Origin of the sequence: Streptomyces caelestis, from assembly GCF_014205255.1 — a bacterium.
GTDB classification, from domain to species: Bacteria; Actinomycetota; Actinomycetes; order Streptomycetales; family Streptomycetaceae; genus Streptomyces; species Streptomyces caelestis.
This window is the reverse complement of record NZ_JACHNE010000001.1, coordinates 1451990-1476505: the sequence shown is the minus strand read 5'-3', so window position 1 is coordinate 1476505 and position 24516 is coordinate 1451990. Positions and strand designations below refer to the sequence as shown.

The following is a 24516-nucleotide window of genomic DNA, read 5'->3' as shown; positions in this document are numbered from 1 at the left end:
GGCGGTGACGGACGTGGCCCGCCCGGCTCAGCGGCGCCGCACGGCCACGAAGCGGACCGGCGTGCCCGGAACCGCCTGGGCCGCGGCCGGGAGGTCGGCGGCGCGGACCACCGCGATCACCGGGTAGCCCCCGGTGGTCGGGTGGTCGGCGAGGAACACCACCGGCCCGCCGTCGGGCGGGACCTGGACCGCGCCCAGCACCATGCCCTCGCTGGGGAGCTCCCCGGGCCGGGCCCGCTCCAGGGCGGGCCCCTCCGTGCGCAGCCCGATGCGGTTGCTCGCGGGGGACACCCGGTAGGGACGTGAGACGAAAGCGCGTACGGCCTCCGGTGTGAACCAGCCGTCGCGCGGGCCGAGTGTCACCCGCAGGACCAGCTCGGCCGGTGGCGCCGGCTGCGGGGCGACGTCCACGCACGCGTACGCGCCCGCCGGCCGGCCCAGGGGCAGCACCGTGCCGTTCGTGAGAGGGGGCGGGCCGAGCCCCGACAGCAGGTCCGTCGAGCGGCTGCCGAGCACCCGCTCGACGGCGATGCCCCCGGAGACGCCCACATAGCTGCGCACGCCCGACACGGCGGGTCCGACGTCCAGCAGCGCCCCGGCGGGCACGCGCACCGGCGCGCCCCAGGCGACGGGCCGTCCGTCCACCGTGACCCGGCAGGGCGCCCCCGCCACGGCCACCGTGACGGTCGAACGGGGGCGTACGGCACAGCCGCTGAGGGTCGTCTCCAGCACGGCCGCCGCGGGCGGATTGCCGGCCAGCCGATTGACGAGGTCCGCCGCGGGCCGGTCCAGCGCCCCGGAACGGGGCACACCGAGATGGGCGTGCCCGGGGCGCCCCAGGTCCTGCACGGTGGTCAGGGCCCCGGCCCGTACGACGGCGAGCGCGCGGTCGGTCACGGGTGCCCCACCGGCTCGACGGGGACGAACCGCACACGCGTGCCCGGCGACAGCAGCGCGGCCGGCACGCGCGCGTGGTCCCACAGGACGGCGTCCGTCGTGCCGATCAGCTGCCAGCCGCCCGGCGACGAGCGCGGGTACACGCCCGTGTACGGGCCCGCCAGCGCCACCGAACCGGCCGGGACGGCCGTGCGCGGGGTGGCCCGGCGCGGGACGTCGTAGCGCGGCGGCAGGCCGGTGAGGTAGCCGAAGCCGGGGGCGAAGCCGCAGAAGGCGACCCGGAACTCCGTCTCCGCGTGAATGCGGGCGACCTCCCGCTCGGGCACGCCCCAGTGTGCGGCGACATCGGCCAGGTCCGGGCCGTCGTAGCGCACGGGGATCTCGACCGCCTCACGCGCGCGTGGGGGAGCGGGCGGCAGCTCCGCGGCGGTCAGTTCGGCGGTCAGCCGGGCGGGGGAGTCGAGGCCGTCGAGGAGGACCGTGCGGGCCGCGGGCACGATCTCGCGGGCCGACAGCGAGCCCTCCGCGCGGCGTCGCAGCAGCTCGGCGTGGAGGGCCTGGGCCTCGTCGCCCGAGGAGACCTCGACGAGCAGCGCGTCGTCGCCGACCGGCAGCACCTTCATGCGAAAGCCTCCACCCGGACGCCCGACGCCTCCAGCCGCTCCCGCACCCGGCGCGCCAGCTCCACCGCGCCGGGCGTGTCGCCGTGCAGGCACAGGGAACGCGCGCGTACCTCGATCCGGGTCCCCGAGTGCGAGACGACCTCGCCGGAGCGGGCCAGGCTCAGCGACCGCTCCACGACGGTGTCGGGGTCGGTGACCACGGCGCCCTCCAGGGTGCGCGGCACGAGCGTGCCCGCCTCGGTGTACGCCCGGTCCGCGAAGGCCTCCGTGACGACCGGCAGCCCGGCCTTCCCGGCCAGCTCCAGCAGGCGCGAGCCGGGCAGGCCCAGCACCGGAAGGGATGCGTCCGCGAGGAGCACGCCGTCGACGACCGCGGCGGCCTGCTCCTCGTCGCGCACGACCCGGTTGTAGAGCGCGCCGTGCGGTTTCACGTAGGCCACGCGGGCACCCGCCGCCCGTGCGAAGACCTCCAGGGCGCCGATCTGGTAGGCCACCTCGGCCGCCAGCTCGGCGGGCGGCACGTCCATCGCGCGCCGCCCGAACCCGGCCAGGTCCCGGTAGGACACCTGGGCACCGATCCGGACGCCGCGCTCGGCCGCCAGCTCGCACACCCGGCGCATGGTGATCGCGTCCCCGGCGTGGAAACCGCACGCCACGTTGGCGCTGGTGACGACCGACAGCAGCCGTTCGTCGTCGGTGAGCCGCCAGCGGCCGAAGCCCTCGCCGAGGTCGGCGTTCAGATCGATGCAGGCCATGGTTCCCATTGTCTCCTGCTCAGGCCACGCGGTACTGCTCGTCGCGGGCGTCGGTGAGGAACATCTGCCCCGGGGCGTGCGTGAGGGCGAACGGCGGGCGCGAGGCCATCACAGCCGCCTGCGGGGTCACTCCGCAGGCCCAGAACACCGGGATGTCGTCCGGCTCGGCGTCCACCGCGTCGCCGAAGTCGGGGCGGCCGAGGTCGTCGATGCCGAGCCCCGAGGGATCGCCGCAGTGCACGGGGCTGCCGTGCACCGCCGGCAGCAGACTGCTCTCCCGGATCGCCGCCGCCAGGTGCTCCGGCGGCACCGGCCGCATGGACACCACCAGCGGCCCGTGCAGCCGCCCCGCCGGACGGCACTGCCGGCCGGTCACGTACATCGGGACGTTGCGGCCCTGCTCGACGTGGCGGATCGGAACGCCCGCCTCGCCCAGCGCCCACTCGAACGTGAAACTGCACCCGATCAGGAACGACACCAGGTCGTCCCGCCAGTACGCGCGCGCGTCCGTCGGCTCGTCCACCAGTTCGCCGTCCCGCCACACCCGGTAGCGCGGCAGGTCGGTGCGCAGGTCCGCGCCGTCGGCGAGCACGGTGGTCCAGGATCCCGCGTCCGTGACGTCGAGGACCGGGCACGGCTTGGGGTTGCGCTGGCAGAACAGCAGCATGTCGTAGGCCCAGTCGGCGGGCACCGAGATCAGGTTGGCCTGGGTGTGGCCCGCCGCGACCCCGGCCGTGGGGCCCGTCAGACCCTCCCGGAAGCGGGCGCGGGCCGTTTCCGGGCTCCACGCGCGCGCGTGCTCCTCGACGAGGAGGACAGGACGGTCCTCGGTCTCGGTGCTCATGCGGTTCACGTGAGCTCCTTCCCGCGCGTCTCCGGCAGTCCGAGCAGCGCCAGCGCCGCCAGGCCGTAGCCGATCGCCCCGAAGACCAGCGCGCCGCCCACGCCCCAGCTGTCGGCCAGGAAACCGACCGTCGTCGGGAAGACGGCACCCACCGCGCGCCCGGTGTTGTACGTGAAGCCCTGCCCCGTGCCGCGCACCGCCGTCGGGTACAGCTCGCTCAGGTAGGAGCCGAAACCGCTGAAGATCGCCGACATGCAGAACCCGAGCGGAAAACCCAGCACCAGGACCAGGGTGTTGGCGCCGCTCGGGAGGTTCGCGTACGCCAGGATGCAGATCGCCGACAACAGGGCGAAGAGCCAGATGTTGCGCCGCCGGCCCAGCTTGTCGGTGAGGTAACCGCCCGTCAGGTAGCCGATGAAGGCGCCGGAGATCAGGAACGTCAGATAGCCCCCGGTGCCCACGACCGACAGGTCGCGCTCGGACTTGAGGTACGTCGGCACCCAGGTGGCCAGCGTGTAGTAGCCGCCCTGGACACCGGTCGAGAGCAGCACCGCGAAGACCGTCGTCCGCAGCAGGCCGGGCTTGAAGATCGCCGTGAACGAGCCCTTCTCCGCGCTCTGTTCGCGCGCCGCTGCCGCCTCGGGCGCGTCCTGCACACTGCGCCGCAGCCAGATGACCAGCAGGGCGGGCAGGGCGCCGGTCCAGAACATGATGCGCCAGGCCAGATCGTCACCGGCCACCGAGAAGATGACGGTGTAGGCGATCACGGCCATGCCCCAGCCCACGGCCCAGGAGCTCTGGATCGCGCCGAGCGTGCGGCCCCGGTGCTTCGCGCTCGCGTACTCGGCGACCAGGATCGCGCCGACGGCCCACTCGCCGCCGAAACCGAGGCCCTGGAGGGCGCGGAAGACCAGCAGTGTCTCGTAGTTGGGCGCGAAGCCGCAGGCGACGGTGAACACCGCGTAGGTGATCACCGTGACCATCAGCGCCTTCACCCGGCCGACGCGGTCCGCGAGGACGCCCGCGAGGGCGCCGCCGATCGCGGAGACCACCAGCGTGACCGTCGTGAAGAGGCCGGTCTGGCCGCTGTTCAGACCGAAGTAGGCGGACAGCGCGACCATGCTCAGCGGCAGTGTGAAGTAGTCGTACGAGTCCAGGGCGTAGCCGCCGAAGGCACCGGTGAACGCGCGGCGGCCGCGCGGGCCGAGGGCGCGCAGCCAGCCGAACGCCCCTTGGTCGTCGGTGTGTTCGGCCGCCGCGGGGCGCGTGTCGTCGGTCAGGGCCTGCGGTGGAGGGGTCGTGCTCATGGGCACCTCGCTGAAGGAGGGACGGAGGGTGCGTCGGAGTGAGCCGTGCCGTGCGGAAGCGGTCGCCACCGCGGTGAGCGAGCGACGCCGTGCTTAGCACCGTAGAGGATTGTTCAACGATCCCTCAATACCCATGTTGTTTCGTTCTTGAGATCTGCGATTGAATTCCGGCATGGCAGAGCAGCTGAAGGACCTCGCCGACGACCGGGCTCTCCTGGGGCGCACCAGCACCGCCGAACGGGTCTCCGACATCCTCAGGAGCCGGATCGCCGAGGGCTACTTCCCGCCCGGTACCCGGCTCTCGGAGGACAGCATCGGCGGCGCGCTCGGCGTCTCCCGCAACACACTGCGCGAGGCGTTCCGGCTGCTCACGCACGAACGCCTGCTCGTTCACGAGCTGAACCGGGGCGTCTTCGTCCGGGTGCTGACGGTGGAGGACGTCGAGGACATCTACCGCACGCGCCGGCTCGTCGAGTGCGCCGTGGTCCGCGGCCTCGGGGAGCCGCCCTACGGCCTCGACGGGCTCAACGGTGCCGTGGAGGAAGGGCGGCGGGCGGCTCGGGAAGGCGACTGGAAGGGGGTGGGCACGGCCAACATCCACTTCCACCGGGAACTGGTCGCCCTCGCGGCGAGCGAGCGTACCGAGGAGTTGATGCGGAGTGTTTTCGCCGAACTGCGCCTGGCCTTCCATGTGGTGGACGAGCCGCAGCGGCTGCACGAACCGTACATCGCGCGAAATATCGCCATTCTTGAGGCTCTTCAGGTGGGAGACCGCGAGAAGGCCGAGGGACTGCTCGCCGGGTACCTCGACGACTCGCTGGAACGGGTCGTCGAGGTGTACCGGCGGCGCGTCGGCGAGGACGGCTGACGAGGCCCACCCGCGTCGTTTGGGTCGTTGTCATACCCAGGACCTAGTCTGTGCACCGTGACTTCGCCTGCATCGACGGACAGCGTTCCGCCCCAGCTCAGCGCGGGGCCGCGCCCAGCCCTGGGGCCGGCCGCCGACGAGGGCCTGGCGCGGCGACTGCGCGCGCTCGCCTGCACCGCGCCGCTGCACGACCTCGACGCGCGCAAGGCCAACCTCGCCGGTGAGTACTCGGTGTACGGCATGGCGGAGGTCGCCCTCGCGGCGATCGACCTCGTCACCCTGAACATGGACTTCGACACGGGCGCGGACCACGACCAGATCGTCGCCCGCCTCATCCCGCGCATCGCCGCCCAGGCACCGCAGCGGCCCGCCGCCGAGCACGAGCGGGTGGCCCGCTGGGTCCTGGAGAACCTGATCAACGTCGGCAGCGTCGACCGCGGCTTCCGCGCGGTGTACGGCACGTTCGGGGCGGACGGCACCTATGTGCGCCGTGACTACGACTTCAAGCTGATCGAGGAGGTCCCGGGCCCGGGCGGCACGGTCTACCTGCGGACGACGGACGAGGCGGTCAACGTCCTCGTCGGCGCCCTCGACACGGACGTCACCAGCGCGCAGATCGCCGCCGAGGTCAAGCTGGAGGTGCTGATCAGCCGCGGCCGGCTCGCCGACGCCCAGCTCGCGGCCGAACAGGCCCGCTACCGCACCGTGCAGTACTCGGAGACCCTGCGCCGCGCCCTGGAGGCGACCCGGCGCAACGTGCGCGCGGTGGACTGGCTCACCACCGTGCCCGACATGATCGCCGAGGCCCTGGAGCACGTGGCCGACCGCTATCGCCACGAGAACGCGATCCTCACCAACATCCGCAAGGCCCGCGACGAGTCCGAGGACCCGGAGCACAAGCGCCGCGCCGCCGAGCTCGTCGACATCGTCAAGGACTGCATCCGGCGGCACACGCAGTTGCAGTCCCGGCTGCTGGAGGCCGGACCGCTGTTCCGCGCCGAGCAGGACCGGCAGGCCTTCGCCGCCCCGGCGGCCACCGCGGGGATCGACCTGTACGGCCACCTCGTCGCCCCCGTCCTCCCCCTGCCGCTGGAGCAGGCCGTCCGCGTCACGGACGCCTTCTTCGGGCGGGGTACGGGGCTGCGTACGCCGGTGTCCGTCCGGGTGGGGGACCTCGTCGACATACTGCTGACGCCGCCGGTGGAGCGGGAGCACCTGGGTGCGGAGATGCCCGAGCCGGATCTCATCGCCACGCCCGACGACAGCCGGTTCAGCGAGGAGCAGATGGCGGCCGCGCAGGAGCTGCTCGACCTGCCGGCGGACGCGCCGCGCCGGTTGTCCGGGTTGCTGGCCGAGGCCCGGCGGCGGGATCCCGAGCTGCCGTATCTGGTGGCCCTGTTGGCGGTGCATGCCGCGAGTCCGCCGGTCGGCACCGCCTATCGGCAGGGGGAGCAGAAACTGTTGTTCGCCGTGGACGACGGGACGGAGCTGGAGGATCCGGAGTTCGGCGGGGCGGACCTGATCGTCGGCACCGCGCTGCTGGACGCGGCGGGCATGGCGGCGGATCGGACGGAAGCGGCATGAGCACGTACAAGTGGCACAAGGAGTCCCGACCGTGAGCGAGCACGTCGAGTGGAGTGAGTCGGAGGGCCCGGCCCCGGCGGCCACCCCCGCCGTCACACCCGCCGACGCCGCCGACGCGGCGCGGCTCGTCTCCTTCGGGTTGCAGCCCAAGCTCCAGCCCGCCCGCGACCAGGAGTACGCGGACCTGCTGCGGCGCTACCGCGAGGACTCGCCGTTCGCGCGACTCGCCGACGCCGTGGCGACGGGGCTGGGGCTGATCGTGCTGGAGGTGTCCCCGCGCGCGGGCATGGCCGTGACCGCCGCCGAGGACTCCGTCTTCGCCGTCCGCATGGGCGACTACGCGCGTCGTACGTCCGCCGACGGCGGCGACCGGTTCCTGCACGGGCTGGCCCATCTCGCCGTCGCCGCCATGGCGTTCCCGCGTCCCGAGGACCTCGCCGACGACGGCTACATCGGCCGCGTCACGGTCAACGGCGTCGACGCCTTCGTCCGCCAGGCCTGCCGCCGTCTGGAGGAGCGCGCCGCCGAACAGGGCGCGAACACCGACCCGGCCACCGACGCGCCCGGCCTGGAGGCCGCCTGGCGGATCTGGGTGCGGCGCAGCTCGACCGGCGCCACGAAGGACGCGCGCCGGCTCGCCGGTTCGACCACCGGCATCGTCGCCAAGGCCGTGGCGTTCCTCACCGACTCCGGGTTTCTGCAGCGCACGGGCGACGACAACGGCGGCACCTACCGCACGACCGCCCGCTACCAGCTCCAGGTCCGCGACATGGCCGGCAGCGCCGCCCTCGCCGAACTGCTCGAGCTGGGCGTCGTCCCGGTCACCGACGGCACACCGACGCTGTTGCCCCCCGAGGAGAACGACGACCTGGATCTGGTCGCCGACGCCGGGCTGCCGTTCCACTCCTCCTGAACTCCTCCTGCCCCCCATCTCACGAAGACTTACGAGAGTCCGCCATGTACGAGCTGTCCCGGGTCCGCCTCTACTCCATCGGGCCGGCCGGTGCGCGCTACGCCGACACCGTGCTCGACCTGCGGGGTGTGGGCGAGCCCGTGCCCGACCCCGCGCCCACGCAGGCGGAGTTCTTCGAGGAGGAGCCCGTCGGCCCACCGCGCCGGCCCGCGCCCGCCGGTGTGCTCTTCCTGGAGAACGGCGGCGGCAAGTCGGTCCTGCTCAAGCTGATCTTCTCCGTGATGCTGCCGGGCCACCGCAACACTCTCGGCGGCGCCAGCTCCGGCGTGCTGCGCAAGTTCCTGCTCGCCGACGACTGCGGCCACGTCGCGCTGGAGTGGCAGCACGTGCTGACCGGTGAGTGCGTCGTCGTCGGCAAGGTGAGCGAGTGGCGCGGGCGGCAGGTCTCCAACGACCCGCGCAAGTTCGCCGAGGCCTGGTACTCCTTCCGGCCCGGGCCCGGACTGAGCCTCGACAACCTCCCCGTGGCCGAGTCCACCGCCGTACGGGCGTCGGTCGAGGGCCAGTCGGGCGCGCGCGGCCGGCGTCGCACCATGAAGGGCTTCCGCGACGCCCTCACGGAGGCGGGCAAGACGTACCCGCACCTGGAGGTGCACTGGGAGGAGATCCACGACCGCTGGATCGAGCACCTCGGCGACCTCGGACTCGACCCCGAACTCTTCCGATACCAGCGGGAGATGAACGCCGACGAGGGCGAGGCCGCCGGTCTCTTCGCGGTCAAGAAGGACGCCGACTTCACCGACCTGCTGCTGCGCGCCGTCACCGACACCCGCGACACCGACGGGCTCGCGGACCTGGTCAGCGGCTTCGGCAACAAGCTGGGCCGCCGTGCCGAGCTGATCGCCGAACGCGACTTCACCGCCGGGTCCGTCGACCTGCTCGGACGGATCGTCGAGGCCGCCGAGGCCCGCTCCCGCGCGCGTGACATCCACGCCGGAGCCGAGCGCCGTACGCGGACCCTGGCGCGCAGGCTCTCCGCGCGCGGCGTGCGGGAGCGGGTCCGGGCCGCCGACCTGGCCCAGCGGGTCACCGCCGCCGCGTACGCCGTCACGCACGCCGAGGCGGCCCGCGAGCGCAGCGCGCTGATCTCCGCCGAACTCGCCTACCGGCACGCCTCGCTGGCGCTCGCCGCGGCCGAGAAGTCCGCAGCCGCGCAGAAGCGCGAGCTCGCCGACGCCCGCACGCTGTACGCCGCGTGGCAGGCCGCCGAGGTCGTGCTGCGCCACCGCGCCGCCGCCGACCGCGTCGCCCGGGTGTCCGCCGCGATCCAGGAGGCGGAGCGCGACGCCGCCCCGGCGCTCGCCGCCCGCTCCAAGGCCGCCGTGGACCTCGTACGGGCCCTGCACGCGGCCGCGGAGAAGGCCGAGAACCACGCCAACGAGGAGGAGGAGCGCTCCGACGCCCTCCAGGAGGTCAGCGACGCCGCCTACCGGGACTCCACCGCCGCCGCCACGCAGGCGCAGCGGGCCCGCAGCGAAGTCGGGCATCTGAAGCAGCGCCTCGCCGAGGTCGAGCAGGAGACCGCCGAGGCCGTCCGGGCCGGCTGGCTCGACGACAGCGCGCCCGACGCCGACCCGGCCCGTGCGGCCCTTGCCGCGAGCGACGCCGAGAAGACCGCCGTCGCTGCCTGGGACTCGGCCCGTGAGGCGTCCCGCCGGGCCGGCGAGCACGCGCGCGAGGCCGCCGCCGCCGAGACCCGCGCGGAACTGACCGCGGCCCGCGCGGCGGACGCGGCGACGGCGGCCGAGCGGTCGTACGAGGCCGAGCGCCGCACCGCCGAGGCGCTGGCGGGGGAGGAGCGGCTCGCGGAACTCCTCAGCCTGACTTCCGAGACCCGCCCGGGCATCCCGCAGCCCCGCCACGGCACGGACAGCGAACCGGCCACCCGGCCCGCCCCGGGCGGACAGGGGCTCAGCCCCGAGGAGCTCGACCGCTTCGCCGACGATCTGCGCGAACTGCTCGACGACGCCGTCGCCTCCGCCGAACGGCAGCTCTTCGAACTGCGTACGGCCGCCGCCGACGACTCCCGGATCCTCGGCGCGCTCGGTGACGGCGGGTTGCTGCCGCCCGGCCCGGACGTGCTGGCCACGGTCGAGTTCCTCGGCGAGCACGGCATCCCCGCGCTGCCCGGCTGGCGCTACCTCGCCCAGGCCGTCGACCCGGCCGACCACGCGCGCGTGCTGGCCGCCCGGCCCGAGCTGGTCGACGGCGTGATCATCACCGACCCGGACTCCCACGCACGCGCCAGGGAGGCGCTGGGCGACGCGGCGCTGCTGCCCCGGTCCGCCGTGGCGGTCGGCACCGCCGCCGCCCTGCTCGCCCCGACGCCCGCCCCGGAGAGCGACAGCGGTGACGTGTTCCTCGTCCCGCCGAACCCGGCCATGCACGACGAGCACGCCGCCGACGAGGAACGCCAGGCGCTGCGCGCCCGGGCGGCCGAGCGGGACGAGGAGATCCGCACACTCGCTGCCCGGCTCGGCAAGGACCGGGAACTGGCCGCCCGGCTCGCCTCCTGGCGCACCGGCTGCCCGGCCGGCCGGCTCGCCGAACTGGCCCAGGCGGCACACGACACCCGCGCGTTCGCCGAGGAGTCGGAAGCCGAGCTGGCCGAGGCGCGCGCGGTGCGGGCCGAGGCCGACGAGGCCGCCGCCGAAGCCGCGCGCGTCCGGGACGAGCGGCAGGACGCCGCCCAGAAGGCCCGCCGCTCCGCCGACGCCCTCGCCGGGCTCGCCTTCCGGCTGCGCGAGCGGGCCGGCTGGCAGGTCAAGCTGCGCGAACTGGCCGACGAGGCGGCCGAGTCCGAGGCGAGCGCCCAGGCCTGCCTGGAGCGGGCCCGGGCCGCCGACGAGGACCGGCGGGCCGCCCAGCGCGCCGCCGACGACGCCCGCCGCACCGCCCGCGCGCTGCGCGCCGAGCGCTCCGAGATCGCCGGCGCCCCCGACGACGTGCCCGAGGACGACGCCCGGACCCCGAAGGCCTCCCTGCCCGCCCTCCGCGAGGCCTACCGGGCGGCCTCACAGCTGTACGAGAAGGTCGGCGTCGGTGCCGACCTGCGGGCCGAACAGGCCCGCGCCGAGAGCGACGAGAGCGCGGCCCGCGCGGAGCTGGACCGGCTGAGCAACAAGGTCCGTACGCGCGCCGAACAGCTCCTCGAATCCCCCGACGGCTCCGACGGCCCCAGCCGCCAGGCCGCCGCCGCCCGCGCCGAGGAGCTGGTGCAGCTCCTGGAGACCCGTATGTCGAGCGCGAGCGAGCAGCTCGGGCGGCTGCGCGGCGAGGCCGAACGGCTCGCGCCCGAGGACGGCGAGGCCCACACCGACCTCCCCGAGGACCTCCAGCCGCGCGACGCCGAGCACGCGCAGACCCTGCTGCGCACCGCCACGGCCGAACTCGCCTCCCACACCGAGGCGCTGAACCAGGCACGCGAGGCGCACGCCGAGCTCCTCGACGCCCACCGTGCCGCCGAGGACGCGGCGAGCGGCTTCGACGAGATCGCCGTCATGCTCCGCGACCTGCTGCGCGAGCACGCCACGGAGGAGGAGCAGGAGGAGACCGAGCCGTACCCCGGCAGCCCGGAGGAGGCCCGGCAGTCCGCCGCCGAAGCCCGCCGCTCCCTGCGCGGCTGCGCCGCCGACCTGTCCGCCGCCGAGGCCGCCGTCCGCGAGGCCAGCGACATCCTCGTCCGGCACGCCAACTCCACGCGCTACGAACAGGTCCGCACCCCGGCACGGCAGCAGATCCGCGAACTGCCCGCCTCCGCACTGCCCGAACACGCCCAGAAGTGGGCCGACGCCTTCGCGCCCCGGCTCCGGGTCCTGACCGACGAACTGGAGCAACTGGAGCGCAACCGCGACTCGATCGTCGACCGGCTGCGCGGCCTGGTCGAGTCGGCCCTGGCCACCCTGCGCTCCGCACAGCGCCTCTCCCGCCTCCCGGAGGGCCTCGGCGAGTGGTCGGGACAGGAGTTCCTCCGCATCCGCTTCGAGGAGCCCGACCAGGCCACGCTCACCGAACGACTCGGCGAGGTCATCGACGAGGCGACCCGTGCCGCCGTCAAGAAGAACTCCGACCTGCGGCGGGACGGCATGTCCCTGCTGCTGCGGGGCGTCGCCGCGGCCCTGCAGCCCAAGGGCGTCGCCGTCGAGATCCTCAAGCCCGACGCGGTGCTGCGCGCCGAGCGCGTCCCCGTCGGGCAGATGGGCGACGTCTTCTCCGGCGGTCAGCTCCTCACCGCCGCGATCGCCCTGTACTGCACGATGGCCGCGCTGCGCTCGAACGACCGGGGCCGCGACAAGCACCGGCACGCCGGCACGCTGTTCCTCGACAACCCCATCGGCCGCGCCAACGCCACGTACCTGCTGGAGCTCCAGCGGGCGGTGTCGGACGCCCTGGGCGTCCAGCTCCTCTACACCACGGGCCTGTTCGACACGACCGCGCTGGCCGAGTTCCCCCTGGTCATCCGCATGCGCAACGACGCCGACCTGCGGGCCGGCCTCAAGTACATCAGCGTCGAGGAACACCTCCGCCCGGGGCTGCCGCAGCAGCCCCAGGCGGGGGAGGCGGGACACAGCGAGATCACGGCCACCAGGATGTACAAACGCCCGGTGTCCTAGGCTCGGGCGTCCTCCCGCAGGAGATCCGCGCACTTCTCGCCGATCATCATGGTCGTGACGCACGGGGTGACGGTGACGTTGCCCGCGGTGCCGCCGCCGACCACGACGCAGTCGAACTCATGCGTACTCACGGTCCTCCTTCAGTCGGCCGCCGGGGTGGCGGCGGGAGCAGTGGCCGTGGCGGCCGAGCGGTGCTCGGCGAGCACGCCGGTCTTGTGCCGCTGGACGAACCAGTAGTAGGCGAAGCCGCCGCCCGCGATGACGGCGACGAACAGCACCGCGCCCCAGCGCAGGTACCAGTGGTAGGGAGCCGCGGCGTTGTAGACGGCGGCCCGCGGCCAGATGAGGTTGAGCGTCATGGCCGCGCCCCACAGCACGGCCACGATGTTGACCGGCAGCCCCCAGCGGCCCAGCGAGAACCGGCCCTCGCCCCCGGGCTGCCACTTTCCGCGCAGCCGGGCGACCAGCAGCGGCACCGTGACGCCCAGGTAGGCGAGGTAGATCATGATGATGCCGATGCTGGTGACGACGGTGAAGATCTGCGGCTGGCGGATGTTGACCACCAGGATCGCCAGCGCGAGGATCCCGATGATCACGGTCGGCAGGACCGGCGTCTGGAACCGCGGGTGGCACTTGGCCAGCTTCGAGGACGCGGGCAGGTTGTTGTCCCGGGCCATCGCGAACGCCAGCCGCACCGCCGCCGTGTGCACCGCCAACGCGCACACCGTCACGGCGATCAGCACGCACCACAGCATCGCCTTGCCGGCCGTCGGACCCAGCACGTCCAGGACGATGTACTGCAGGCCGTCCGTGGACAGCTTCTCGCCCTGCAGACTGGACACGCTCATCAGCGCGAGCAGCAGGATCAGGCCGCCGAGGATGAAAGAGGCGACGATCGCCCGGATGATCGCGCGCGGGGCGTTGCGGGTCGGGTTCAGGGACTCCTCGCCGAGCGAGGCGGCGGTGTCGAAGCCGTACATGACGTACGCCGAGGCCAGCGAGGCGACCAGGAAGGCACCGAAGTACCCGGTTCCGTAGCCGGCGCCGGTGCCCTGCGTCTCCATGACGACCTGGGGGCCGCGCGTGATGTGGACCGCGAACAGGACGATCAGTACGACAGTGGCGATCAACTCGATGAACACGCCCGCCGTGTTGATCCGGGCCATCAACTTGACGCCGAAGGCGTTCACGAGGGTCGTGAACAGGATCAACACCGCGGCCAGGATGACCGCGTTGGTCGCCACGTCGTACGTACCGGTGCCGTCCCCCACGAACTGGAAGACCGACGAGATCTGCGGCAGCGTCAACTGGTAGGCCAGCGCGACGGCCGATATGGACACGATCGAGGCGATCAACATCATCCAGCCGGCGAGCCAGCCCAGATGCGGATTGCCTATCTTCTTGGACCAGTTGTAGACGGAGCCCGCGACGGGATAGCGGGCGGCGAGCTCCGCGAAGCACAGGGCGACCATGAACTGGCCGGCGAAGACCATCGGCCACGACCACCAGTAGGCGGGGCCGCCGCTGCCGTAGCCGAAGTAGAACAGCTGGAAGGTGCCGGTCAGGATCGAGATGTAGCTGATCCCGGCGGCGAAGGTGTGGAAGTTGCCGAGGGTGCGTTTGAGTTCGGGTCTGTAGCCGAACTCGGTGAGTTCGGCGTCGTCCTGGCCGTGCTGGTCGGTGGGCTGCGCGGTCGGTTTCATGGGCGGTTCCTCAAGGGGTGTTCACTCAGGGGGCTCGATCAGTCGAACCAACCCTGGGGTGTGGGACGGATGTTGCGCCAGATGTGCTTCGTCTCGCGGTACTCGGCGAGCCCCGCGGGCCCGAGTTCGCGTCCGAAGCCGGACTGCTTGAAACCGCCCCACTCCGCCTGCGGGACGTAGTGGTAGTCGTTGATCCACACCGTGCCGAGCCGCAGCCGGGCCGCGACGCGCGCCGCCCGGGCCTCGTCACTCGTCCACACCGCACCCGCGAGGCCGTAGACCGGGTCGTTGGCGAGGCGGACGGCCTCCCGCCTCGTCCGAGAACCGTTCGACGGTGAGGCCCGGACCGAGCGACTCCTTGCGGACCACCGACATGCTCGCGGCGCACTAGTCCAGCACGGTGGGCGGGTAGGAGAAGCCGTCGGCGAGGTCCGGCCGGTCCGGGCGCGAGCCGCCGCAGCGCAGCGCCGCACCCTCCGCCAGGCCTCTCGCCACATACGCCTCGACCCTGTCCCGGTGCGCGGCCGGGATCAGCGGACCGGTCCGGGCCGACTCGTCGAACGGCCCGCCCAGCCGGATGTCCCGCGCCCGCCGACCTCGTCGACGAAGCGGTCGTGCAGCGAGTCCTCCACGAGCAGCCGCGCCCCCGCAGAGCACGAGGTCGAGCCGCGGCCGGCCGGCGAGGTCGCCCGGCAGCTACACCGAATGCGGGAACACGGCGGTCAGCGCCATGTCGACGGCGGCCCCGAAGCCGGCGTCGGCGAAGACGATGTCGGGGTTCTCGCCGCCGAGTTCGAGGGCCACCTTCTTCACCGTCCCCGCGACGGCCGCCATCAGCCGGCGGCCGGTCTGCACACCGCCGGTGAACGAGACGAGGTCCACATCCGGATGGTCGCCGAGCGGGGCACCCGCCTCCAGGCCGGCACCGAGGACCAGGTTGCCGGCACCCGGCGGAAGCCCGGCCTCCGCCAGCAGCCGCAAGAGATGGATCGCGGTGTGCGGGGTCAGCTCGCTCGGCTTGAGCACGAAGGTGTTGCCGGCCGCGAGGGCCGGGGCAACCTTCCAGGCCGTCGGCAGGAGCGGGTAGTTCCAAGGCGTGATCAGCCCGCACACGCCCGCGGGCTCGTACCCACCGGGCTGTCGACGTCCGCCCTGCCGGTGCCGACGACCCGGCCGGACTCGGTCGCCACCAGCCGCCTGAAGAAGCGGAGGCGGTTCGCGAGGTCGTCGATGTCGTACTCGCGCCGGTACGAGCGGGACGGCCGTACGACCGCCGTGCTGGCCATGGACCGCCCCGCCCGTTCATGCGGGCGAGACGCGAACTCGCCCGGAGCGCCGGGGAGGAGAGGGCGCAGTCGGTCGTGCGGTGAGGGGTACGGGCTCGGCTGTCGGCCGCAGGGGCCACCCGCCTGCTGCGCGACGTGGAGCGGGGCGAACCGGATCCGCCACACCGTCGAGCGTCCGGCCCTCTGTCCGGTCGCCTCGCCGGTGCCCGTCGTCCCTCCTTACGAGTGGGACAACTGCCCAGCCCCGCCCCGTCGGCGTATTCGCGCCTGCGCCCGCTCGGTGGCGCGCTGCTGCCGTCGGGCCCGGCGCCGCTCGCGTCGTAGGGCCCGTGCCGTGCTGCTCGGCATGGACACCACGCCGTGGCGCTGGTTCCAGACCTGACGCGTCACCCATACGTCGAGCGCGCCCCAGGTCGCCGCGATCGTGCTCACCACGCTGCTGATCACCATGGGAAAGGCCAGCCAGGAGCCGGCCATCGTGCACAGGAAGGCCACCATGGCCTGAATCAGCGTCAGAGCGATGAGGAGGACCGCTCGCACGGCGGCCGTCCGTACCGGATCCGGCAACCGGCGCCGCCGCGCCGGCTCCTCGACCCACAGGGGCCGGTAGTACTGCTGCTCGCGCACGTCACGGCCCACCTTGTCAGCCGGAACCCCCGACTCGCGAGCCGTGACCTCCGCCTCGTCGGCCGGACTGTCCCGATCGGTCTCTTCGGCTTCCTGAGCCGTCACCTGCACCCCGCCCGCCCTGGGCGCCCCGCGCCGCTCCGCCGTGCCCATCACCGTGTCACTCCCCACCGCCGGCAGACTGCTCACTCGCATCCGAAGACCCGTCTTCCCCAGCGGCTGCCCGGCTTGCGCTGTTTTACGCCGCCCGGATGCGGGATGCGGCCGCTGTGGCCGATTCCGCCTCCATTTCCCACAGAGAAGGACGAACAACCCGCCACGAAGATTCCCGGAAACCGAAAAATTTCAGCCAACCGCCCGGCCGTATCACGGGCGTTGTCCGGCATGGCCACCATCGGTTTCGGGGAGACAACTCCCGCAATGCCCGGACAACTCCACATGCCCCGGGACTGGCGCGGAAGTTCAGCTTCCGGCCCGGCTTCGAGTTCCCTGGCCGTCGGTAGTAGGCTCGCGCCGTTTGTTGACGCACATGTGTACCCCCGGTAGCCGGGGGCCCGAGCTGGGGGAGGCCATGCGCTTTCGCGGGAAGTCCATCCGCCGGAAGATCGTGGCGCTGCTTCTCGTGCCGCTGGTGTCCCTGACCGCGATCTGGGCCTTCGCCACCGTGCTCACGGGACGTGAGGCGGGCGACCTGTTCAACGTGTCGTCCGTGGTGGAGAAGATCGGCTATCCCATCGAGGACACCGTCCGTGTCCTCCAGGAGGAACGCCGCCAGACCCTCGTCTACCTGGCCGACCCCCGTGCCTCCGACGGGCTCGCCGCGCTCCGGCGCAGCCGGACCGCCACCGACGAGGCCGTCGGCGGCATCCGCGACAACGCCCGGAATCCGGACGTGCGCGACGCGATGGGCGCGGACACCGACGAGCGGCTGACCGCGGTCCTGGACGCCTTCGACGGCATCGAGTCGCTGCGCCGCAGTGTCGAGGACGGCACCGTCGACCGCTCCCAGGCCCTCGACCTCTACAACCGGCTGGTCGACCCGTGCTACGTCCTGCTCGCCAACCTCCACGTCGTCGACAACGTGGAACTGGACAAGCAGTACCGCGCGCTGGTCAATCTCGCCCGCGCCCGCGAACTGCTCTCCCGCGAGGACGCTCTCCTCGGCTCCGCCCTGATCGTCGGAGAGATCTCCCGCTCCGAGGAGCGTGACATCTCCGACCTCGTGGCACAGCGCACCCTGATGTACGACACCAACCTCCCGCTGCTGCCCGTCTCGGAACGCGACCGCTACCAGAGCTTCTGGAAGAACGCCTCCACCGCTCCGCTGCGCGTGGCCGAGGAAGCGGCCGTCTCCTCCGCCGGCGGAACACCGCGCGGCGTCACCGCGAAGAGCTGGGACAGCGCCGCCGGCAACGTGCTCGACGAACTCGGCACGCTCAACGACCAGGCCAACGACCGCTACCAGAACCGCGTCGAACCGGTGGCCATGGGCGTCATCGCCAAGGCGGTCATCGCCGGCGTACTCGGCCTGCTCGCTCTCCTGGTCTCCCTCTTCCTGTCCGTGCGCGTCGGCCGCACCCTCATCCGCGATCTGCGGCAGCTGCGTCTGGAGGCCCACGAGGCGTCCGGCGTGCGGCTGCCCAGCGTGATGCGCCGCCTGTCGGCGGGCGAGCAGGTCGACGTGGAGACCGAGGTCCCGCGCCTGGAGTACGACAAGAACGAGATGGGCGAGGTCGGCCAGGCCCTCAACACCCTCCAGCGCGCCGCCGTCGAAGCCGCCGTCAAACAGGCCGAGTTGCGCGCCGGCGTCTCCGAGGTCTTCGTCAACCTCGCGCGCCGCAGCCAGGTCCTGCTCCACAAGCAGCTCACCCTGCTCGACGCCATGGAGCGCCGGACCGAGGACACCGATGAACTCGCCGACCTGTTCCGCCTCGACCACCTGACGACCCGCATGCGCCGGCACGCCGAGGGCCTCGTGATCCTCTCCGGCGCCGCGCCCTCCCGCCAGTGGCGCAAGCCCGTCCAGCTCATGGACGTCGTACGCGCCGCCGTCGCCGAGGTCGAGGACTACGAGCGCATCGAGGTCCGCCGCCTTCCGCGTATCGCCGTCACCGGCCCGGCCGTCGCCGACATCACGCACCTCGTGGCGGAACTCCTGGAGAACGCCACGGTCTTCTCCCCGCCGCACACCGCCGTCCAGGTCCTGGGCGAGCGGGTCGCGAACGGCTTCACCCTGGAGATCCACGACCGTGGTCTCGGGATGGCCGCCGAAGCCCTCCTGGACGCCAACCTCCGGCTCGCCGAGACCCCGGAGTTCGAGCTGTCCGACACCGACCGGCTCGGCCTGTTCGTGGTCAGCCGTCTCGCCCAGCGGCAGAACATCCGCGTCTCCTTGCAACCCTCCCCGTACGGCGGCACGACCGCCGTCGTCTTCATCCCGGACGCCCTGCTGACGGACGACGTCCCGGACACGAACGGCATCGGGTTCCGGCTCGACCGCCCCCAGTTGGCCAAGGAGGGCGAGCCGCAGGACAGCCGCCGCGCCGCGCTGTCCCAGGGGTCCGCGCAGCGGCCCGGCCTGCCCGCCTCCCTCCTGGACGGACCGGTGGAGCTGGAGGCTCCCGTCGACCTGGATGTCATCGGCGACTTCCCCGGCGCTCTCGACGACGAGGACAGCGAACACGGCGACCTGTTCCGCCCCCGCCCCTCCCTCACCCGCGCCCAGGACGAGACAGCCGGCCGCCGCCCCGACCCGCGCCAGGCCGCCGACGCCCACAGCGCACACGACCGGACCGACACCGACGACGACCCGGTCCAGTTGCCGCGCCGCCACACTCCCAAACTGGTCAGCTCGCACGGGCGCCCGGTCACCGAGCAGCGCCCCCGGCGGGGCAGGACGGACGAGGAGACCACCACGGGCACCGGCCGAGCGGACTCGGGCGGCACCTCCCCGCTCCCTGCCCGTCGCCGGGGCGACGACTCCGTGAGCGGGCCCACGGGCCGGTCCGGGGCGGAGCCCGCGTCCGCGCCTCCGGTCCGCCGCCGCACCGAAGACCCCTCGACGGGCAGCCGGCGAGGCGAAACCCGGCCCGGCACACCGCCACCCCTGCCGGCCCGCCGTCGGGGGGCGGAGTCCGGTCGCCAGGGCATCGGCGCCACCGGCCGTAACGACGACCGCACCGAATCACCGGCCTCGTCCGGCCCGGGGGCGGAGCCGCCCACACTGCCCACGCGGACACGCCGCGCGGAGATCGCCTCGAGCGACCCGGGCCGCCCCGGCCTCACGCCGGGGGCCACCGGCGGTCCGCCGCGCCAGGTGACCGGCCCCGGCGCCATGCCCCAGGAGACCGGCTCGGCTCGCGGCTCCGCACGACGGGGACAGGCCATGGGCTCCGCACCGCACGAGCCCGGCTCCGGCACCGCGCCGCTGCCCCGGCGCGTCCGCCAGGCCAACCTGGCTCCGCAGCTGAAACGAGGAGCCGAGCCGCGTACGGAGGACAGAGCCGAGCCCGCCGAACGCGACGCCGATGAAGTACGCAGCCGTATGGCCTCGCTCCAGCGCGGCTGGCAGCGCGGCCGCGAGGAGAACGCAGAGGGCGATGCCGCCCACAGCGGTACAGCACGACAAGGAACGACAGAGGGGGACGGTCGATGACCGCACCGAAGGCGACCGGCCACACCGCAAGCAACAAGGGGGAGCTGAACTGGCTCCTCGACGACCTGGTGGACCGCGTCGCGAGCATCCGCAAGGCCCTCGTGCTCTCCGGCGACGGTTTGCCGACGGGCGTGTCCAGGGATCTGACCAGGGAGGACAGCGAGCACCTGGCCGCCGTCGCCTCCGGGTTCCACAGCCTCGCCAAGGGTGTGGGACGCCACTTCGAGGCCGGCAACGTCCGCCAGACGGTCGTCGAGCTCGACGACGCCTTCCTGTTCGTGACGGCCGCCGGTGACGGCAGCTGCCTCGCCGTCCTCTCGGACGCCGACTCGGACGTCGGCCAGGTCGCCTACGAGATGACGCTCCTCGTGAAGCGAGTAGGCGTGCATCTGGGCGCCGCTCCGCGCACCGATCTGCCCGCAGGCGGGTAGTGGGATGACATGAGCGCTGACGGTCAGGGAAGAAGGCACTGGTTCGACGACGAGGCCGGACCGGTCGTCCGTCCGTACGCCATGACGCGCGGCCGCACCAGCAGTCAGGGCCAGCACCGCCTGGACCTGATCGCGGTCGTGGTCACGGAACCGCACGCGGATGACCCGGAAGCGGACCACATGCTCTCCCCGGAGCATGTGGACATCGTCGAACTGTGTCGTGACGCCCCGCAGTCGGTCGCCGAACTCGCAGCGGAACTCGACCTGCCGATCGGGGTGGTACGGGTCCTTGTCGGAGACCTCGTGGACGCGGAGTTCGTCCACGTGAACCGGCCCGTACCCCCTGCCGAGCTGCCGGACGAGAGTATTCTGCGCGACGTGATCAACGGCCTCCGGGCGCTGTGAGCAGCGCGGAAGCGGGGTGCTGACGTGACGGGCCGGCAGTTCCGGGTCGACCGGGACGACTCCTTCACCGACATCGTCGCGCGTCGCCCGGACGGCTGGCTGCTCACACACGAGCCCCTGACGGACAGTCCGGCCCGCTCCGCCGACGCGGCGGTCCAGGGCGTCCGCACCCTGCCGGCCGGCTCCGGCGACCCCGTCGACACCGTGCGCATGGGCACGAGGGGCGCCACCAACGCCCTCCTGGAGCGCAAGGCCGTACTCGTCATCGAAACCCCAGGCGGCGGAGGCTACGGCCCGCCGTCGCCCGACCCCCATCAAGCAGGAGAAGAGATCGATGATCTTCGGGCGTTCTGAGCGCGGGAAGCCTCCGGTCGAGCCCGTCACGCTCAAGATCCTGGTGGCCGGCGGCTTCGGCGTGGGCAAGACCACGCTCGTCGGCGCGGTCAGCGAGATCCGGCCGCTGCGCACCGAGGAGCTGCTCACCGAGGCCGGGCGCCCGGTCGACGACACCAGGGGTGTGGAAGGCAAGCACACCACGACCGTGGCCATGGACTTCGGCCGCATCACGCTCCGCGAGGACCTGGTGCTCTATCTCTTCGGCACGCCCGGCCAGGAGCGGTTCTGGTTCATGTGGGACGAGCTCTCGGAGGGCGCGCTGGGTGCCGTCGTGCTGGCCGACACCCGCCGCCTGGAGGACTCCTTCGCCGCCGTCGACTACTTCGAACGTCGCTCGATACCGTTCCTCGTCAGCGTCAACTGCTTCGAGGGCGCCCCGCGTTACCCGGTCGAGGACGTCCGCCAGGCCCTCGACCTCGACGACGGCGTACCGCTCATGATGTGCGACGCCCGCGACCGCGAGTCGGTCAAGGAAGCACTCATCGGCGTCGTCCAGCACGCCATGGCGTACGCGGCCGACCGCCGCCAGACGGTGACCACCTGACGCTCGGCCGGCCGGCGGGCGCGGACCGTACCCCCGCCGACAGGGGTACGGTCCGCAGTCCGAAAACGCGCTCCACGCGTGCGTGCTCCGCATCGTGCGTGCCCCAAACGAAGCTCCACGCGCGCGTGGCTAGCTGTCGCCGTCCTCCTCCCAGCCGAAGCTCCTCTCCACGGCCTTGCGCCAGTTGTGGTGCTCACGGTCCCGCACCGACGCCTCCATGGACGGCGTCCACTCGACGTCCTTCTGCCAGTGCGCCTTGAGCTCGTCCAGGTCGTTCCACACACCGGTGGCCAGACCGGCCGCGTACGCGGCGCCCAGACAGGTCGTCTCGGAGACCTTGGGCCGCACCACCGGCACGTCGAGCACGTCCGCCTGGTGCTGCATGAGCAGGTTGTTCTTCGTCATGCCGCCGTCGACCTTCAGGGTGGTGATGTGCACCCCGGAGTCCTGGTACATGGCGTCCACGACCTCGCGCGTCTGCCAGCTCGTCGCCTCCAGCACCGCACGCGCGAGGTGCGCCTTCGTGACGTACCGGGTCAGCCCGGTGATCACGCCACGTGCGTCGGAGCGCCAGTACGGCGCGAACAGGCCCGAGAACGCCGGCACGATGTACGCGCCGCCGTTGTCCTCCACGCTCGCGGCCAGGGGCTCGATCTCGTCGGCGGTGCGGATGATGCCCAGCTGGTCGCGGAACCACTGGACCAGCGCGCCCGTTATGGCTATCGACCCCTCCAGACAGTAGACCGGCGCCTCGCTCCCGATCTTGTACCCCATCGTCGTCAGCAGGCCGCTCTTCGACGACACGGGGCGGTTGCCGGTGTTGAGCAGCAGGAAGCTGCCCGTGCCGTAGGTGTTCTTCGCGGTGCCCACGTCGTAGCAGGCCTGACCGAACACGGCGGCCTGCTGGTCGCCCAGCGCGGAGGCGACGGGTACGCCGGCGAGCTGGCCGAGGGCGGTGCCGTACACCTCGGCGGAGGACTTGATCTCGGGCAGCATCGCCTCGGGGATGTTCATCGCCGAGAGGATCGAGGAGTCCCACTGGAGGGTCTCCAGGTTCATCAGCATGGTGCGTCCGGCATTGGTCACGTCGGTGACGTGCTGCCCGCCGTCCGTGCCGCCGGTGAGGTTCCAGATCAGCCAGGAGTCCATCGTGCCGAAGGCGATCTCACCGCGTTCGGCACGAGTCCGGAGATCCGGCACGTTGTCGAGCAGCCAGGCCGCCTTGGGCCCGGAGAAGTAGGTGGCCAGCGGCAGGCCCGTCTGCTCGCGGAAACGGTCCTGCCCCTCCGAGCCGCCCAGCTGATTGCACAGCGCCGCCGTCCGCGTGTCCTGCCACACGATGGCGTTGTGCACCGGCTTCCCCGTCGTGCGGTCCCACAGGAGCGTCGTCTCCCGCTGGTTCGTGATCCCCATCGCGCTCAGCTGGTCGGCACGCAGCCCGGCCTTGGCGAGCGCCCCGGCGACCACCGCCTGCACCTTGGACCAGATCTCGGTGGCGTCGTGCTCCACCCACCCGGGTTTCGGGAAGATCTGCCGGTGCTCGCGCTGGTCCACGGCGACGATGGCGCCGTCCTGGTTGAAGACGATGCAGCGGCTGGATGTGGTGCCCTGGTCGATTGCGGCGACGTACTTCTCGGCGTTGTCCGTCATGGCTACCCCTTGGGCTGGTTCAGAAGGCTGCGTTGTAGATGAGGCCACCCAGTACTCCGCCGATCAGTGGACCGACGACCGGGATCCAGGAGTAGCCCCAGTCGGACCCTCCCTTGTTCGGGATCGGCAGGACGGAGTGGATGATGCGCGGGCCGAGGTCACGCGCCGGGTTGATGGCATAGCCGGTGGGACCACCCAGGGACAGGCCGATGCCGACGACCAGGAGGGCGACCAGGAGGATCGCGATGCCGGACCCGTAGATGCCCTCGGCGCCGGGGACCAGCCCGATGCCGATGCCCTCGACGTGCCTGTTGTTACCGACCAGGGCGAGGAGGGGCAACACCAGGGCGATGGTGGCGAGGATCTCCGTGACCAGGTTGGCCACCGGGTTCCGGATCTCGGGGATCGTGGAGAAGATGCCCAGCGTCGGAAGCGGTTCGTCCAGCGTGCCCTCCGTGGTGCCCGTCTGCCGCACGTTGGCCCGGAACTGGGCGAAGTACACGAGGTAGGCCAGGACGGCGCCGATCATGGCGCCGGCCATCTGCCCCAGCACGTAGATCCAGACCTTCTCCCACACGCCGGTGTCGATGGCGATGCCGAAGGTGACGGCCGGGTTCAGGTGCCCTCCGGAGAGAGGAGCGGCGGTGTACGCGCCGGCCAGCACGCCGAAGCCCCAGCCGAAGGCGATCACCACCCAGCCGGCGGCCCGGGCTTTGGAGAATCTGAGGGTCACTGCGGCGCACACACCGGCGCCGAACAGGATCAGTATCGCCGTGCCGATCATCTCGCCGAAGAAGATGTCTCCGTTACTCATGGCGGCTCCTAGGCCGTGGCCCGGGGACGGTCCGCCCCGGTCCTCACGTGCAGGGTGCGTTGCCCATGGCTACTTCAGCCGAAGGCAGGGAGATCCCGCGCCCCGCCCGGCATCCGTGACGAGCGTGCCGTCGCAGCCGAATCGCCCGTGGGGGAAAGGGCTTTGCGCAGGCGCGCCCGCGCGCCGCAGTGCCGGATACGCCGAGTATGTACGGCGATGTCGACTGACACCGGAAGTGTTCACCGGCACCCAAGGGGCGTCAAGGTCGCCTACCGCAACGGTTGACGGCCATGTGAGCCGGGCTCCTGCCGGGCCGGGTGGCCGGTTGCACGGCCCTGGCGGTGTCCGGTCGGGTCGTTGTTCAGATCTGGTCGGGGCCTGCGCGGTCCTTGGTGAGCCGCGCGAGGGCCTTGTTGGTCGTGTCGTCCGGCCTCCGCTGAGCTCCGCCGTGGGCGACCGCCCAGCCTGCACCTGACTCCTCGCTTGCTAGCCACCAGCATCCACCTGGCCAGGCGGGTTCTCAACCGGACGAGATGCACCC

At 72.4% G+C, this 24516-nt stretch carries 20 protein-coding genes and 2 pseudogenes; 9 read left to right on the top strand and 13 right to left on the bottom strand.

The window, feature by feature from the left end:
* Positions 1-27: 27 nt before the first annotated feature.
* From HDA41_RS06595 to HDA41_RS06575, 5 genes are read right to left on the bottom strand one after another with little or no spacing between them, the layout of a single operon-like run.
* On the bottom strand, positions 28-897 hold the full coding sequence (locus HDA41_RS06595; RefSeq protein ID WP_184981576.1) for a 5-oxoprolinase subunit C family protein: 870 nt from the start codon (positions 895-897) through the stop codon (positions 28-30).
* A complete protein-coding gene (pxpB, locus tag HDA41_RS06590; RefSeq protein ID WP_184981574.1) occupies positions 894-1520 on the bottom strand; it encodes a 5-oxoprolinase subunit PxpB in 627 nt (208 codons plus the stop codon). Before pxpB ends, HDA41_RS06595 begins: the two co-directional genes overlap by 4 nt.
* Positions 1517-2275, bottom strand: coding sequence for a LamB/YcsF family protein (locus HDA41_RS06585; protein WP_184981572.1), 759 nt, complete (start codon positions 2273-2275; stop codon positions 1517-1519). Before HDA41_RS06585 ends, pxpB begins: the two co-directional genes overlap by 4 nt.
* 19 nt (positions 2276-2294) lie before the next feature.
* Positions 2295-3119 (bottom strand): putative hydro-lyase, encoded by an 825-nt coding sequence (locus HDA41_RS06580; protein WP_221511432.1) that lies wholly within the window; start codon positions 3117-3119, stop codon positions 2295-2297.
* A gap of 5 nt (positions 3120-3124) precedes the next feature.
* A complete protein-coding gene (locus HDA41_RS06575; protein WP_184981568.1) occupies positions 3125-4426 on the bottom strand; it encodes an MFS transporter in 1302 nt (433 codons plus the stop codon).
* Positions 4427-4598: 172 nt separating this feature from the next.
* Between HDA41_RS06575 and HDA41_RS06570 the strand changes: the two genes are divergently transcribed.
* Genes HDA41_RS06570 through HDA41_RS06555 form a run of 4 tightly spaced genes read left to right on the top strand, consistent with a single transcriptional unit; the run spans position 4599 to position 12464 of the window.
* Positions 4599-5294: a GntR family transcriptional regulator gene (locus HDA41_RS06570; protein WP_184981566.1), complete on the top strand. Its 696-nt coding sequence runs from the start codon at positions 4599-4601 to the stop codon at positions 5292-5294.
* 57 nt (positions 5295-5351) lie between these two features.
* Complete coding sequence (locus tag HDA41_RS06565; protein ID WP_184981564.1) at positions 5352-6878, top strand: hypothetical protein; 1527 nt, start codon at positions 5352-5354, stop codon at positions 6876-6878.
* A 31-nt stretch (positions 6879-6909) separates the two neighbouring features.
* Positions 6910-7791: a hypothetical protein gene (locus HDA41_RS06560; protein ID WP_184981562.1), complete on the top strand. Its 882-nt coding sequence runs from the start codon at positions 6910-6912 to the stop codon at positions 7789-7791.
* A gap of 44 nt (positions 7792-7835) precedes the next feature.
* The gene (locus tag HDA41_RS06555) at positions 7836-12464 is read left to right on the top strand and encodes a hypothetical protein (RefSeq protein ID WP_184981560.1); all 4629 of its coding nucleotides are present in this window, start codon (positions 7836-7838) and stop codon (positions 12462-12464) included.
* Here HDA41_RS06555 and HDA41_RS41075 read toward each other — a convergent pair.
* From HDA41_RS41075 to HDA41_RS06540, 6 genes and pseudogenes are all read right to left on the bottom strand, one after another.
* On the bottom strand, positions 12461-12595 hold the full coding sequence (locus HDA41_RS41075) for a hypothetical protein (protein WP_260423319.1): 135 nt from the start codon (positions 12593-12595) through the stop codon (positions 12461-12463). The genes HDA41_RS06555 and HDA41_RS41075 overlap by 4 nt on opposite strands.
* Positions 12596-12604: 9 nt before the next feature.
* Positions 12605-14167 (bottom strand): APC family permease, encoded by a 1563-nt coding sequence (locus HDA41_RS06550; RefSeq protein ID WP_184981558.1) that lies wholly within the window; start codon positions 14165-14167, stop codon positions 12605-12607.
* A 38-nt stretch (positions 14168-14205) separates the two neighbouring features.
* A complete protein-coding gene (locus HDA41_RS42245; RefSeq protein WP_268251512.1) occupies positions 14206-14427 on the bottom strand; it encodes an aldehyde dehydrogenase family protein in 222 nt (73 codons plus the stop codon).
* A gap of 127 nt (positions 14428-14554) precedes the next feature.
* Positions 14555-15280, bottom strand: a pseudogene (locus HDA41_RS41065) (aldehyde dehydrogenase family protein).
* Complete coding sequence (locus HDA41_RS41060) at positions 15268-15453, bottom strand: hypothetical protein (protein WP_230299581.1); 186 nt, start codon at positions 15451-15453, stop codon at positions 15268-15270. Before HDA41_RS41060 ends, HDA41_RS41065 begins: the two are co-directional and overlap by 13 nt.
* A gap of 219 nt (positions 15454-15672) precedes the next feature.
* A complete protein-coding gene (locus HDA41_RS06540; protein ID WP_376706851.1) occupies positions 15673-16233 on the bottom strand; it encodes a hypothetical protein in 561 nt (186 codons plus the stop codon).
* Between the two features lie 418 nt (positions 16234-16651).
* Between HDA41_RS06540 and HDA41_RS06535 the strand changes: the two genes are divergently transcribed.
* From HDA41_RS06535 to HDA41_RS06515, 5 genes and pseudogenes are all read left to right on the top strand, one after another.
* Positions 16652-19735, top strand: a complete 3084-nt coding sequence (locus tag HDA41_RS06535) for a nitrate- and nitrite sensing domain-containing protein (RefSeq protein ID WP_184981555.1) — start codon at positions 16652-16654, stop codon at positions 19733-19735.
* Complete coding sequence (locus HDA41_RS06530; protein ID WP_184981553.1) at positions 19732-20166, top strand: roadblock/LC7 domain-containing protein; 435 nt, start codon at positions 19732-19734, stop codon at positions 20164-20166. Before HDA41_RS06535 ends, HDA41_RS06530 begins: the two co-directional genes overlap by 4 nt.
* Before the next feature lie 9 nt (positions 20167-20175).
* Complete coding sequence (locus tag HDA41_RS06525) at positions 20176-20571, top strand: DUF742 domain-containing protein (RefSeq protein WP_086605366.1); 396 nt, start codon at positions 20176-20178, stop codon at positions 20569-20571.
* A 24-nt stretch (positions 20572-20595) separates the two neighbouring features.
* A pseudogene (locus tag HDA41_RS06520) lies at positions 20596-20850 on the top strand (hydantoinase/oxoprolinase N-terminal domain-containing protein); the annotation flags it as partial.
* A 55-nt stretch (positions 20851-20905) separates the two neighbouring features.
* The gene (locus tag HDA41_RS06515; protein WP_184981549.1) at positions 20906-21511 is read left to right on the top strand and encodes a GTP-binding protein; all 606 of its coding nucleotides are present in this window, start codon (positions 20906-20908) and stop codon (positions 21509-21511) included.
* 129 nt (positions 21512-21640) lie between these two features.
* Here HDA41_RS06515 and glpK read toward each other — a convergent pair whose 3' ends face one another.
* Positions 21641-23161 carry a glycerol kinase GlpK gene (gene glpK / locus HDA41_RS06510; protein ID WP_184981547.1) on the bottom strand — a complete coding sequence of 507 codons (1521 nt, stop codon included), beginning with the start codon at positions 23159-23161 and terminating at the stop codon, positions 21641-21643.
* 19 nt (positions 23162-23180) lie between these two features.
* On the bottom strand, positions 23181-23975 hold the full coding sequence (locus HDA41_RS06505; RefSeq protein ID WP_184981545.1) for an MIP/aquaporin family protein: 795 nt from the start codon (positions 23973-23975) through the stop codon (positions 23181-23183).
* Between the last annotated feature and the right edge of the window lie 541 nt (positions 23976-24516).